Source organism: Streptomyces sp. DSM 40868 (assembly GCF_011820545.1).
GTDB classification, from domain to species: Bacteria; Actinomycetota; Actinomycetes; order Streptomycetales; family Streptomycetaceae; genus Streptomyces; species Streptomyces eurythermus.
Genome location: NZ_CP050504.1, coordinates 5,949,822 through 5,962,764 on the forward strand (window position 1 = coordinate 5,949,822; position 12,943 = coordinate 5,962,764).

Consider the following 12,943-nt stretch of genomic DNA (forward strand, 5'->3'; position numbering starts at 1 on the left):
CGTGCTCACGTGGGGGAACACATGGGTCTCTACATAGAGACGCACATCCGCGCCGACCTCGACGACCTGTGGGCGCGCACCCAGGACCCCGCCCGGCACCAACGCTGGGACCTGCGCTTCACCCAGATCGACCACCTCCCGCGCGCGGAAGGCGAACCCCAGCGCTTCCGCTACGCCACGCGCGTGCTGCCGTTCCTCACCGTCTCCGGCACCGGCGTCGCCGCCGGCGAGAAGGAACGCGCCGACGGCACCCGCACCTCCGCCCTGCGCTTCTCCTCCCCCCACCCCCTCTCCCTCATCGCCGAGGGCAGCGGCTACTGGCGCTACGTGCCCGACGCCCACGGCGTCCGCTTCCTCACCGGCTACGACTACCGCCCGCGCTGGGGCCGCCCCGGCGCCCTCGCCGACCGCCTGCTGTTCCGCCCCCTCATGGGCTGGGCGACCGCCTGGTCCTTCGACCGGCTCCGGCTCTGGCTGGAGCGGGGCATCACCCCGGAGCGGGCCCGCCGCAACTGGCTCGCCGAACTCACCGTCCGGGCCCTGGTCCTCGCCCTCTGCCTGACCGTGCTCGGCCACGGCTCGCCCCCCGGCCTGCCCGGCCCCTTCGCCGACGCGACGGCCTACCTGTGCCCGCTGCTGCTCGTACCCGGCGTCTTCCTCGCCCTGTTCAAAGCACCCCTCGCCGGCACCCCGGCCGCCCGCCGCTGCCTGCGCGCGCCGGCCACCCGCACCAGGGCGCCCCGCCTGCTGAAGACGCTGGAGGAACACGGATGACGAAGCGCCTCCCCGGACCCGCACCGACGACGCCTGCGGACCCGCACCGGCGATACCCCTGGACCAGCACCGACCACGCCCGCGGGCCGAACGCCGAAGACACCCCCGGACCCGCACCGACGACGCCCCTGGAGAAGTGCCGATGACCTCGATCTTCCAGGCCGCGATGGGCCCCGCCTTCGACCGCCTCCACCCCGCCCTGCGCCGCCGCTTCTCGGTCGGCCTGACCAGCGGCGAGGCATGCACCGGCCGGGGCGTGATGGACCGGATCTGGCACGGACCGGCGTTCGTCAAGCCGTTCCTCGCCCTCGGCGGCACCCGCAACATCCTCGTCCCGCGGGCCGGCCGGAACGTCCCCTTCGTGATCGAGAACGTGCCGTACACCGACGGCTTCGGCCGTGAGACGGTGAGCTTCGTGCGCACTTTCGACCTGCCCGGCCGGCCCCGCCGCTTCGACGCGCAGATGGTCCTCGGCCCCCGCGGCGACCGCGTCCTGGACTACCTCGGCACCCACCAGCACCTCGCCACCGACCTGCGCTTCCACGCCGAACCCGACGGCTCCCTGCTCATCCGCTCCGGGACACACCGGTTCCGGGAGGGCCCGGTGGACCTCCGCGTCCCCGACCTCGTCGGCGCCACCGCCGAGGTGCGCGAGTCCTACGACGACACCACCGGCCGTTTCCGCATCCGGGTGCGCGTGGTGAACCGGTACTTCGGGCCGCTCTTCGGCTACGAGGGGTCCTTCACCGCCTCGTACACCGACATCCGCACCCGCGGCGTACGGCCCGGACTGCGCCCGGTGCGGGAGGAGGCGCGCGCATGAGCCCGGAGACCGCGAAGTCCCTGGAGACCAAGACCAGACTGCTGGAGGGCGCCCTGCGCACCCTCACCGAACAGGGCATCGCCAAGACCTCGGCCCGTACGGTGGCCGCGACGGCCGGCGTCAACCAGGCGCTGGTCTTCTACCACTTCGGATCCGTGGACGAACTGCTCGCCGCGGCCTGCCGGTACGGCGCGGAAAAGGCGGTGGCCCGCTACCGGGAGCGGCTCGCCGAGGTGGGCACGCTGTCCGAACTCCTGACCGTCGGCCGCGAGATCCACGAGCGCGAGCGGGCCGGGGGTCATGTCGCCCTGCTCGGCCAGCTGCTGGCCGGCGCCCCGACCCACCCCGGCCTGGGCCCGGCCACCGCCGCCGGGCTCGACCTGTGGATCACCGAGATCGAGCAGGCCCTGCGCCGCGTCCTGGCGGCGACACCGTTCGGCGAGTTCACCGATCCGGCGGGGCTGGCGCGCGCGGTCGCCGCGTCCTTCGTCGGGATCGAGCTGTACGAAGGGGTGGACGAGGCCGGGGCCGGGGCGGCGCTGGACGCGCTGGAGCAGCTGGGGGCCCTGGTCGCCGCGGTGGAGTCCCTGGGCCCGGTCGCCCAGCGCGCCGTACGGCACCGGCTGCGGCGGCGGACCCAGTAGCCGGGGGCGGCGGGTGCCGGTGTGGCATGACGGTTGCCCGCGCCCCTTCCGTCCGGGGGCCGTCACCCTCCCGACGCCAGCGCCACCCCCAGCGGCGTCCGCTCGTACAGCACCTGGTGGCCGTAGCGGCGGGAGGTCGGCAGGCCCGCGTCGCGCAGGATCGTCAGGTGGGACGACACCGAGGACGGCGCGAGGCCCAGCCGGTGGGCGAGGGCACCGGTGGTCGCGGGTTCCGCCAGCGCTACGAGGACGGCGGCGCGGTTGCGGCCCAGCAGCCGTACCAGCGCCTCGGCGTCCCGGGCGCCCGGCTCCGTCCACAGGCCCCCCGGACCGCGGGCCGGATAGACCAGCGTGGGCTGCCACGGGGCCTCGAAATCCGTGACCACGTCCGGCCAGGAGAAGACGCTCGGCATCAGCACCAGACCCCGCCCGCCGAGGTCGCGGGCGTACTCGAGGTGCGGCGCGAGGGCCAGCGTCCGGCCGTTCCAGGACAGCCGGGGGTCCAGCTCCGGCAGCAGCCTGCCGAGCCCCACCTCGGCCGGCCGCCGCGAGTGGAAGACCACGTCCGCCTCCAGCAGGGCCCGCAGCCGCGGCCGGTCCGGCTCCACCAGCACCCGCCACGCCCGCTCCAGGACGTCCGCCAGCTCCCGGACCATCCGCGCCGGATCCGCCAGCCAGGCCCGGCCGTGCCCCGACTCCAGGGCGCCCGGGGTGCAGGCCGGCGACCGGGCGGTGTCCTCGCGGGCCGCCTCGGGATCGGACGCCCGGACGGCCGCGATCTCCTCCTCGAACGTCGCGGCCGGGCCGAGCGGCGGCGGCCCGAGCCGGTCCGGCGCGTGCCCCCACCGGGGCATCGGCAGCCACAGCGGTCTCGCCCTGCGTCCCGGGCTCGCCGGCTCCCTGCTGCTCCTGCTGCTGTCCGGGGCCGGATCGGCGTACACCCTCGGGCTGGACCAGTGGTTCGTGCGGGTGGTGCCCGAGGAACTGCGCGGTCGGGCCATGACCGTGCTGAGCGCCGGGCTGATGACGTTCCAGGGCGCGGGCATGGCGCTGGCCGGGCCGGCCGCGCAGGCGGTGGGGGTGCGGGCCGCCGTCACGGGCGCCGGCGCGCTCGGCACCCTGTGCTGCCGCGTGCTCGCCCTGCGCGCCCGGCGGGAACGGCCGGTGACCGAAAGCCGAGACAGGGCTGACCGGCATATGACCGGCCGGTAGGGTCTGATGACGTGCCCAAGCCTCTCAGCCTTCCGTTCGACCCCATCGCCCGCGCCGACGAGCTGTGGAAGCAGCGATGGGGAAACGTGCCCTCCATGGCCGCGATCACCTCCATCATGCGGGCCCAGCAGATCCTGCTCGCGGAGGTCGACGCGGTGGTCAAGCCGTACGGGCTGACGTTCGCCCGCTACGAGGCGCTCGTCCTGCTCACCTTCTCCAAGGCCGGTGAGCTGCCGATGTCCAAGATCGGTGAGCGGCTGATGGTGCATCCCACGTCCGTGACGAACACCGTGGACCGGCTGGTGAGGTCCGGGCTGGTGGCCAAGCGTCCCAACCCCAACGACGGCCGGGGCACCCTCGCCGTCATCACCGACAAGGGCCGCGAGGTGGTCGACGCGGCCACCCGCGACCTGATGGCCATGGACTTCGGGCTCGGCGTGTACGACGCGGAGGAGTGCCGCGAGATCTTCGCGATGTTCCGCCCGCTGCGGATCGCGGCACACGACTTCACGGAGGAGTGACCCGGGACAAGATCTCCCGGAACGGGTGGTTACGCTCGACTCCATGAAAAAGAGCGTGCTGACCCGCTACCGCGTCCTGGCCTACACCACCGGTGTCCTGCTGGTGCTGCTGTGCCTGAGCATGATCGCGAAGTACGGGCTGGACATGAACGGCGCCGCCGACTTCACGCGGGTCGTCGCCATCGCCCACGGCTGGCTGTACGTGGTCTACCTGATCTTCGCCTTCGACCTGGGTTCCAAGGCGAAGTGGCCGGTCGGCAAGCAGCTGTGGGTGCTGATCGCGGGCACGATCCCCACGGCCGCGTTCTTCGTCGAGCGCAAGATCAGCCGCGAGCTCGAGGCCAAGGCCGCCGGGCAGACCCCGGCCGTCGCCGAGGCGTAGCGACACCGCCGTACGGATACCGTGCGGCGGTCTGCCATCGACATTTACTAGGACGTCCAAGTAAATTCGAGGGTATGGACGCTCACGCCATCGAGGAGGGCCGCCGCCGCTGGCAGGCCCGTTACGACGCCGCGCGCAAGCGGGACGCGGACTTCACCACACTCTCCGGTGACCCCGTGGAACCGGTGTACGGGCCCCGGCCGGGTGACACGTACGAGGGATTCGAGCGGATCGGCTGGCCCGGGGAGTACCCCTTCACGCGCGGGCTCCATCCGACCGGCTACCGGGGGCGCACCTGGACCATCCGCCAGTTCGCCGGCTTCGGCAACGCCGAGCAGACCAACGAGCGGTACAAGATGATCCTCGCGGCGGGCGGCGGAGGGCTGTCCGTCGCCTTCGACATGCCGACGCTCATGGGGCGCGACTCCGACGACCCGCGCTCGCTCGGCGAGGTCGGGCACTGCGGGGTCGCCATCGACTCGGCCGCCGACATGGAGGTGCTGTTCAAGGACATCCCGCTGGGGGATGTGACGACCTCCATGACCATCAGCGGTCCGGCCGTGCCCGTCTTCTGCATGTACCTGGTCGCCGCCGAGCGGCAGGGCGTCGATCCGCGGGTGCTCAACGGGACCCTGCAGACGGACATCTTCAAGGAGTACATCGCGCAGAAGGAGTGGCTGTTCCAGCCGGAGCCCCATCTGCGGCTGATCGGCGACCTGATGGAGTACTGCGCGGCGGGCATCCCCGCGTACAAGCCGCTCTCGGTCTCCGGCTACCACATCCGGGAGGCCGGGGCCACGGCCGCGCAGGAACTGGCGTACACCCTGGCCGACGGGTTCGGGTACGTCGAGCTGGGGCTCAGCCGCGGCCTGGACGTGGACGTCTTCGCGCCGGGGCTGTCCTTCTTCTTCGACGCGCACGTGGACTTCTTCGAGGAGATCGCCAAGTTCCGCGCGGCCCGGCGCATCTGGGCGCGGTGGATGCGGGACGTGTACGGGGCGAAGAGCGACAAGGCGCAGTGGCTCCGGTTCCACACCCAGACGGCCGGTGTGTCGCTGACCGCGCAGCAGCCGTACAACAACGTGGTGCGTACGGCCGTGGAGGCGCTGGCCGCCGTGCTCGGCGGGACGAACTCGCTGCACACCAACGCCCTGGACGAGACCCTCGCGCTGCCCAGTGAGCAGGCGGCGGAGATCGCGCTGCGCACCCAGCAGGTGCTGATGGAGGAGACCGGGGTCGCCAATGTGGCCGACCCGCTGGGCGGTTCCTGGTACGTCGAGCAGCTGACGGACCGGATCGAGGCGGACGCGGAGAAGATATTCGAGCAGATCAAGGAGCGGGGCCTCAGGGCTCACCCGGACGGGCGTCACCCGATCGGGCCCATCACCTCCGGGATTCTGCGCGGTATAGAGGACGGCTGGTTCACCGGCGAGATAGCCGAGTCCGCCTTCCGCTACCAGCAGGCCCTGGAGAAGGGCGACAAGAAGGTGGTGGGCGTCAACGTCCACACCGGGTCGGTGACCGGGGACCTGGAGATCCTGCGGGTCAGCCACGAGGTGGAGCGCGAGCAGGTCCGGGTCCTCGCCGAGCGCAAGGCGGCCCGCGACGAGGCGGCCGTGCGCGCCGCCCTCGACGGCATGCTGGCGGCGGCCCGTTCCGGGGCCAACATGATCGAGCCGATGCTGGACGCCGTACGCGCCGAGGCCACCCTGGGCGAGATCTGCGGGGTGCTGCGGGACGAGTGGGGGGTCTACACCGAGCCGGCCGGCTTCTGACCGGAACCGCCGATGTGCCGCCCGCCGGGAAACGTCCCCGCGGGCGGCACGTCCGTGCGGGCTCCCTAGGGGGTGCGGGCCGCTCCCGCGAGGCCCAGCAGGAGGATCCGGATGAAGCTGTGGACCCATTCCTCGTCGGCCGGTTTGCCGCTGACCAGGGTGCGGTGGACCACCGCGCCCGCGACCATGTCGAAGATCAGGCCGACCGTGCGGGCCGCCTGCTCGGGGTCCGGCTCCGGGGGGAGTTCGCCGCGGTGCTGGGCGCGGGCGCGGCCCTGGAGGACCAGGCGCATCTGCCGGTCCACGATCGAGGCGCGGATGCGTTCGCGCAGCGCGTCGTCGCGGGTGGACTCGGCGACCACCGCCATCAGCCCGCTGCGGGCCTCCGGGCGCGCGAGGATGGCCGCGAACTGCAGGACCACGCCCTCGATGTCGGCGGCGAGGCTGCCGAGGTCGGGGAGTTCCAGCTCGTCGAAGAGTTCCGCGACGGCGTCCACGACCAGTTCGTTCTTGCCTGCCCAGCGGCGGTACAGGGTCGTCTTGGCAACCCCGGCGCGCGTCGCGACGTCCGACAGGGTGAGCTTGGACCAGCCCAGCTCGACCAGAGCCTCCCGGGTCGCGGCCAGGATCGCGGTGTCCGCGGCGGCGCTGCGCGGGCGTCCGGTACGGCTGACGGGGGTGCGGCTCTGCATTCCCCGACCATAACCGGCGGGTCCCGGGGGGCCGTGAGGGAGATCACCGGGGTGCGGTGTCGCGCGATGCCCTCGTGGCATTACGCTACGACTCGTAGCGAAAGCTCGTGAGGGACGTACACGGGCGATGGCCACAAGGCGCGGGTGGGGACCCGGCGCCACACAATGCTTTTTCGTTCAGGCGCCGGCTCGGGGGAGGATAGACGCATGCAGCCACGGAACATGTCCATGAGCGGTGTCGTCGACCTCGCCGCGGTGAAGGCGGCCCAGGAGGCCAAGGCCAAGGCCGAGCAGGCACGCGCCGAAGCCGCCCGCCAGGGCGGGACGGGGGCCGTCTCCCCGGCCGATCTCGTCATCGACGTCGATGAGGCAGGATTCGAGCGGGACGTCCTGCAGCGCTCCGCCGAAGTCCCCGTCGTCATCGACTTCTGGGCCGAGTGGTGTCAGCCCTGCAAGCAGCTGAGCCCGGTCCTGGAGCGGCTGGCCGTCGAGTACAACGGGCGCTTCCTCCTCGCCAAGATCGACGTCGACGCCAACCAGATGCTGATGCAGCAGTTCGGGATCCAGGGCATCCCGGCCGTCTTCGCCGTCGTCGCGGGCCAGGCCCTCCCGCTGTTCCAGGGCGCGGCCGGCGAGGAGCAGATCCGGCAGACCCTGGACCAGCTGGTGGCGGTGGCCGAGCAGCGCTTCGGCCTGACCGGCCTGACCGTCGACCCGGAGGCCGAGCCGGGCGGCGCGCCGGTGGCCGCGCCGGCCGAGGGCCCGTACGACGCGGCGCTGAACGCCGCCGCGCAGGCGCTGGACGCGGGCGACCTGGACGGCGCCGTGCGGGCGTACCAGAACGTGCTGGCCGACGATCCGGCCCACCCGGAGGCCAAGCTGGGCCTGGCGCAGGCCGAGTTGCTCCGGCGCGTGCAGGGCATGGACCCGCAGAAGGTGCGTCAGGAAGCCGCCGACAAGCCCAAGGACGCCGAGGCGCAGATCGCCGCCGCCGACCTGGATCTGGTGGGCGGTCACGTCGAGGACGCGTTCGGCCGGCTGATCGAGACCGTGCAGCGTACGGCGGGTGACGACCGGGACGCCGTACGGCGCCGGCTGCTGGAGCTGTTCGAGGTCGTGGGCCAGGAGGACCCGCGGGTCGTGGCGGCTCGCAGGGCCCTCGCGCGCGCCCTTTTCTGAGGGGCGGTACCCGGCCACGGCTTGTGATGCCGTGGTGAAAGATTCTCCGCCAGGGCGCCACGGCGGTCGCGCTTTACCAAATCTTGGGAAACGCGGCCGCTGTTACTCCGAGTAAATCGAGGCCGTTGGTCTGTCTGGATTCGTCCAGGGATCAACGGCTTTGCTCTGCCCAGCGGTGCGACCGTACGTCGCGCTCCGAGACCGGTAGGTCGTCCTCCGGTTATCTCGCCGTTACTAGCCAGTAACGAACCCCCTTGTGTCCAGGCCGAGAATGCACCACGATCGGCGACGCTCGGTCCATTCCCGTACCCCGGCAGCCGGCCGGGTCACGGGGCAATCTGGGTCCCCACCGAGCGGGGCCGGCGGCAGTGGCGCCGGGTCCAGGGCAGGGGGGTCTTCGCCACCCCGGCGAAGCCTGTCCAGCAAGGTTGTGCGTGATGTGTGTCAGGCGCGACCCAGTGGTTGTCGCTCGGGGGTGATCGCCGGTGATTCGGGCGCGCAGTGCGCCGCCGAGTGCGGGCGCTCTCCTTTCCGAGGACGTAGCACTTCTCCCATCCCTGCCCGGCTGAGCCGCCGAACCGAGGGCGAGCCGGGCCAGGAGATGTACGTCCGAGAAGGAGGAAATATGGAGTCCCAGGTGCGTGGCGGGACCAGATGGAAGCGGTTCGCTGTGGTCATGGTGCCCAGCGTGGCCGCTACAGCCGCGATAGGTGTCGCCCTCGCGCAGGGCGCTCTCGCGGCTTCGTTCAGTGTGTCGGGGCAGGAGTTCAAGGTCCGCGCCGGTCTGCTCGAAGGCACGGGCTTCACCCAGTACGGCGCGATCGACACGGGCAAGTCCCTCGACGGCAAAGAGGACCAGGCGCATCCGGTGGCGATCTCGGCGTTCAAATCGGCCGAGATCACCGACATGTGCCAGTCCGTGGTCACTCCCATTCCGTTGCTGGGCAAGAAGGTCACCCTCAAGCTGACCGCGGGTGACCAGGGCAAGAAGGTCCATGCGGAGCAGCTCTACATCGACGTCGCCAACCTCAAGGCCGAAGAGGCTCTGTTCGGGGAGATGGACATCGGTGTCGCGGCCGGCAGCGCCACCAAGGGCCCCAAGCCCAACCCCGAGGAGTACGCCCAGCAGAAGGCCAGCCCCTTCGGGTTCGCGCAGCAGGCCAAGACGGCCACGCTGACCAACGTGGAGCAGACGGCGTGGGCGACGACCGCCGGCTCGTTCAAGCTGTCCAACCTGCACATGGGTCTGAGCTGGGGCAGCGGCAAGGGAATCGAGTGCTACTAGGCACACGATGACGGGCGGGGGAGCCACCGGTTTCCCCGCCCTCCCCTCACCCCTTGGCCTTCCCAGCCAGTACCACATCACCAGAGCAACGCCGCACCAGGGAGCTGTTGTCCATGAGCGCCGAGACTTCTGCCGCCGCACCCGGTCAGTTCACCCGCCGGAGGCTGCAGTTCCGCGCCTGGCGGGGCCGCCGCCCGTTCTGGGCGGGACTGTACGTCATGCTCGGCGGCTTTCCGATCATGTACTTCCCGTACGCGCACATCAAGTTCGGTCAGCTCACGGTGGCGATGGCGACCACCGCGGGAGCGGGGTCCCTGATCATCGGTGTGCTCCTCGTCGTCCTGGGCCTGACCCTGTGGTTCCAGCAGCACGTGCGGGTCTTCGCCGGCGTCGCCGCGATCCTGCTGGCGCTGGTGTCCCTCCCGGTCTCCAACTTCGGTGGCTTCATCGTCGGGTTCCTGCTCTCGCTGTTCGGCGGTGCCATGGCGGTGGCCTGGGCGCCGGACAAGTCGGCGGGGCGGGCAGCGGCGGCCCCGGCCGGCGACGACGGTGCTCCCGGGGACGCGGGGTCCGGGACGGCCCACGGGGTGCAGGGATCCAACGACCTGTCAGGAACGATCCCGGCCAACGGGGCGAACGGGAGGCACAGTGCCGGCTGACGAGGTGACCCGCGGGAGTGACGTGGACGGGTCCCGCGGGAGAACCGGGCCCCGCCACGCGGCCCCCAGGAAGTCACTGTTCACCAGGTTCCACATGCCGGCCGGCAAGGCCATAGCCTCCGTGGCGATGCCCACGGCCGTGCTCATGGGCATGGGCCTCACGTCCACGCTGGCCCTCGCCGACAACAACGGCAACTCCTCTTCCCCGTCCCCGCACCCGTCCGCGTCCACCTCCGCGTCGGCCAAGGACCTGACGCGTGAGGAGTACGAGGCCTGCGTCAAGGCGCTGGACGAGGAGAAAGGCAAGGACAAGGACCCTTCCCGGTCACCGTCGCCGTCCGCCTCCGAGAACCCGTCGGACGCGCCGTCGAAGGAGACCACTGCGAGCGGCAAGGAGAGCGCGAGCGAGAAGACGCGGGAGAAGGGTGGTGCCTCTTCGCCGGATTCAGGTTCCGACGACAAGGCCACGCCCGCCCCGACCGCGACTTCGGACTCCGCTTCCGCCGGGCCGGACGCGGGCAACTCCGGCTCGTCCGGCACGAGTTCGGACCGCTCCGGACCGGACTCCGGTGCGGCCGACCCGGGTTCGGGCTCCGGCGGTGACACGGACGCGCCGACGCAGACCCGGGACGGGAACCTCCTGGACACCATCGGCGACGCGGTCGGTGACCTCCTCACCGGCGGCCGGGACGACGACACCGGTACCTCCACGGAGGCTTCGGACCCGGCCCCTACGGCGTCCCGGTCGCCGAAGACCGAGGACACCACCGAGCCGGCCGGGGACACGGTCAAGGCGGCCGACGACACCACCGGCACCGGCACGAAGTCCGGCGGGAAGGACACCACCGAGCCGGCCGGGGACGCGACCCCGACCCCGACCCCGACCCCGTCGACCAGTCCTCCGTCCACCCCGTCGTCCACCCCTTCGGACGCCCCGTCGTCCAGCCCTTCGGGCACGCCGAGCCCGTCCGGGAGCGAGTCCGCCGCCCCGGAGGACTGCCCGGTGGCCACGGACGAAGAGGGCGGCGTCGACAACACCGTGGCGGTGGCGGACGACCCCTGGTACCTGGACGCCAGCTCCCTGTACCTCAAGGGCGCCGACTACCAGGGCATCGTGGAGGTGAGGAGGGCGAACGGCACCACGAAGAAGGTGCTGAAGTACGTCATCTCGGGCGGCACCGAGATCGGTGACCTGCACCAGACGGTCAAGGACAAGCAGGCGAACAAGACCTACCACGTCCAGGCCGCCAAGGACTCGACGTCCACCATCACCGGCGGCGACACGGTGATGTACACCGAGAGCATCTCCGGGAACCTCTTCGGGCTGCTCCCGGTGACCTTCAGCCCCGACAGCCCGCCCCCGCTGAACATCCCGCTGATCTACTTCACCCACGTCAAGGTGGTCCAGGCGGCCCAGTTCGGCGGCAACCTGCACATTCCGGGTATGCACATGTACACGACCGACTGAGCGGTCGCACAAGCCGGTCCGGGAGCCGCACAAGGCCGAGGGCGCCCCCTGTCGCAGGGGGCGCCCTCGGTGTGTCACGGGACCGGCCGGGTCAGCTGCTCTGGTTGCCCAGGTGGTGGACGCGGAGCATGTTGGTGGTGCCGGGGACGCCGGGGGGCGAGCCGGCGGTGATGATCACGGTGTCGCCCGCGTCGAACCGGCTCAGCTTGGCGACCTCCTGGTCCACCAGGTCGACCATCTCGTCCGTGGTGTTCACGAACGGCACGACGTAGGACTCGACGCCCCAGCTCAGGGTGAGCTGGTTGCGGGTCGACTCGTCCGTGGTGAAGGCGATGATCGGCTGGGTGGCCCGGTAGCGGGACAGCCGGCGCGCGGTGTCACCGGACTTGGTGAACGCGATCAGGCCCTTGCCGCCGAGGAAGTCGGCGATCTCGCAGGCCGCGCGGGCCACCGAACCGCCCTGGGTGCGCGGCTTCTTGCCCGGCACCAGCGGCTGCAGACCCTTGGACAGCAGCTCCTGCTCGGCCGCGGTGACGATCTTCGACATGGTCTTGACCGTCTCGACCGGGTACGCGCCCACCGAGGACTCGGCCGACAGCATGACCGCGTCGGCGCCGTCCAGGATCGCGTTGGCCACGTCCGAGGCCTCGGCGCGGGTCGGCCGGGAGTTGGTGATCATCGACTCCATCATCTGGGTCGCGACGATCACGGGCTTGGCGTTGCGCCGGCACAGCTCGATCAGGCGCTTCTGCACCATGGGGACCTTTTCGAGCGGGTACTCGACGGCGAGGTCACCACGGGCGACCATCACCGCGTCGAACGCCGCGACGACGTCCTCCATGTTCTCCACCGCCTGCGGCTTCTCCACCTTGGCGATGACGGGGACGCGGCGGCCCTCCTCGTCCATGACGCGGTGCACGTCCTGGATGTCCTTGGCGTCCCGGACGAAGGACAGCGCGACCATGTCGCAGCCCATGCGGAGGGCGAAGCGCAGGTCCTCGACGTCCTTCTCGCTCAGCGCGGGCACGTTCACGGCCGCGCCGGGCAGGTTGATGCCCTTGTGGTCGGAGACGACACCGCCCTCGATGACGATCGTCCGCACCCGCGGGCCCTCGACGTCCAGGACCTTCAGCTCGACGTTGCCGTCGTTGATCAGGACCTGGTCGCCGCGCGAGACATCGCCCGGCAGCCCCTTGTACGTCGTACCGCAGATGTGCTTGTCGCCCGGCACGTCCTCGGTCGTGATGACGAACTCGTCACCGCGCTCCAGCTCGACCGGACCCTCGGCGAAGGTCTCCAGACGGATCTTCGGGCCCTGGAGGTCGGCGAGGACGCCGATGGGGCGGCCGGTCTCCTTGGACGCGGCCCGGACGCGGTCGTACCGCGCCTGGTGCTCGGCGTGGGTGCCGTGGCTGAAGTTGAAGCGGGCTACGTTCATGCCCGCCTCGATCATGGCGACGAGCATCTCGTGGGAGTCGACCGCGGGGCCGAGAGTACAGACGATTTTCGAACGGCGCATGGGGCGATCC

Annotated in this window: 12 protein-coding genes and 2 pseudogenes; 11 read left to right on the forward strand and 3 right to left on the reverse strand. The window is 71.3% G+C overall.

Annotation, left to right across the window (positions count from 1 at the left end):
* The first annotated feature begins 21 nt into the window (after positions 1-21).
* The 3 genes from HB370_RS27220 to HB370_RS27230 all read left to right on the forward strand — a co-directional run bounded on the left by HB370_RS27220 (position 22) and on the right by HB370_RS27230 (position 2,241).
* Positions 22-774: a hypothetical protein gene (locus HB370_RS27220; protein ID WP_030790129.1), complete on the forward strand. Its 753-nt coding sequence runs from the start codon at positions 22-24 to the stop codon at positions 772-774.
* A 142-nt stretch (positions 775-916) separates the two neighbouring features.
* Positions 917-1,597, forward strand: coding sequence for a DUF4166 domain-containing protein (locus HB370_RS27225; RefSeq protein WP_030790132.1), 681 nt, complete (start codon positions 917-919; stop codon positions 1,595-1,597).
* Positions 1,594-2,241, forward strand: coding sequence for a TetR/AcrR family transcriptional regulator (locus HB370_RS27230; RefSeq protein ID WP_030790136.1), 648 nt, complete (start codon positions 1,594-1,596; stop codon positions 2,239-2,241). The genes HB370_RS27225 and HB370_RS27230 overlap by 4 nt, the downstream gene beginning before the upstream one ends.
* Before the next feature lie 62 nt (positions 2,242-2,303).
* Here HB370_RS27230 and HB370_RS27235 read toward each other — a convergent pair.
* Positions 2,304-3,110 (reverse strand): annotated as a pseudogene (locus HB370_RS27235) (DUF5937 family protein); the annotation flags it as partial.
* A 4-nt stretch (positions 3,111-3,114) separates the two neighbouring features.
* On the opposite strand from HB370_RS27235, the pseudogene HB370_RS27240 reads away from it, so the two are divergent.
* The 4 genes and pseudogenes from HB370_RS27240 to HB370_RS27255 all read left to right on the forward strand — a co-directional run.
* A pseudogene (locus HB370_RS27240) lies at positions 3,115-3,453 on the forward strand (MFS transporter); the annotation flags it as partial.
* Positions 3,454-3,464: 11 nt separating this feature from the next.
* On the forward strand, positions 3,465-3,974 hold the full coding sequence (locus HB370_RS27245) for a MarR family transcriptional regulator (RefSeq protein ID WP_030790145.1): 510 nt from the start codon (positions 3,465-3,467) through the stop codon (positions 3,972-3,974).
* Between the two features lie 43 nt (positions 3,975-4,017).
* Positions 4,018-4,356: a DUF3817 domain-containing protein gene (locus HB370_RS27250; RefSeq protein WP_030790148.1), complete on the forward strand. Its 339-nt coding sequence runs from the start codon at positions 4,018-4,020 to the stop codon at positions 4,354-4,356.
* Positions 4,357-4,430: 74 nt separating this feature from the next.
* Positions 4,431-6,131, forward strand: coding sequence for a methylmalonyl-CoA mutase family protein (locus HB370_RS27255; RefSeq protein ID WP_030790151.1), 1,701 nt, complete (start codon positions 4,431-4,433; stop codon positions 6,129-6,131).
* 65 nt (positions 6,132-6,196) lie between these two features.
* Here the strand turns inward: HB370_RS27255 and HB370_RS27260 are convergent, their stop codons facing one another.
* Positions 6,197-6,823 carry a TetR/AcrR family transcriptional regulator gene (locus HB370_RS27260; protein WP_030790154.1) on the reverse strand — a complete coding sequence of 209 codons (627 nt, stop codon included), beginning with the start codon at positions 6,821-6,823 and terminating at the stop codon, positions 6,197-6,199.
* Between the two features lie 207 nt (positions 6,824-7,030).
* Between HB370_RS27260 and HB370_RS27265 the strand changes: the two genes are divergently transcribed.
* From HB370_RS27265 to HB370_RS27280, 4 genes are all read left to right on the forward strand, one after another.
* Entirely contained in the window at positions 7,031-8,002 is a 972-nt protein-coding gene (locus tag HB370_RS27265) for a tetratricopeptide repeat protein (protein ID WP_030790157.1), read from the forward strand.
* A gap of 625 nt (positions 8,003-8,627) precedes the next feature.
* Entirely contained in the window at positions 8,628-9,287 is a 660-nt protein-coding gene (locus tag HB370_RS27270) for a DUF6230 family protein (protein WP_030790160.1), read from the forward strand.
* Between the two features lie 113 nt (positions 9,288-9,400).
* On the forward strand, positions 9,401-9,946 hold the full coding sequence (locus HB370_RS27275; protein ID WP_030790163.1) for a DUF6114 domain-containing protein: 546 nt from the start codon (positions 9,401-9,403) through the stop codon (positions 9,944-9,946).
* On the forward strand, positions 9,936-11,414 hold the full coding sequence (locus tag HB370_RS27280; protein WP_030790165.1) for a hypothetical protein: 1,479 nt from the start codon (positions 9,936-9,938) through the stop codon (positions 11,412-11,414). Before HB370_RS27275 ends, HB370_RS27280 begins: the two co-directional genes overlap by 11 nt.
* A 91-nt stretch (positions 11,415-11,505) precedes the next feature.
* On the opposite strand, the gene pyk is transcribed toward HB370_RS27280, so the two are convergent.
* The gene (pyk, locus tag HB370_RS27285; protein ID WP_030790167.1) at positions 11,506-12,933 is read right to left on the reverse strand and encodes a pyruvate kinase; all 1,428 of its coding nucleotides are present in this window, start codon (positions 12,931-12,933) and stop codon (positions 11,506-11,508) included.
* Positions 12,934-12,943: the final 10 nt, after the last annotated feature.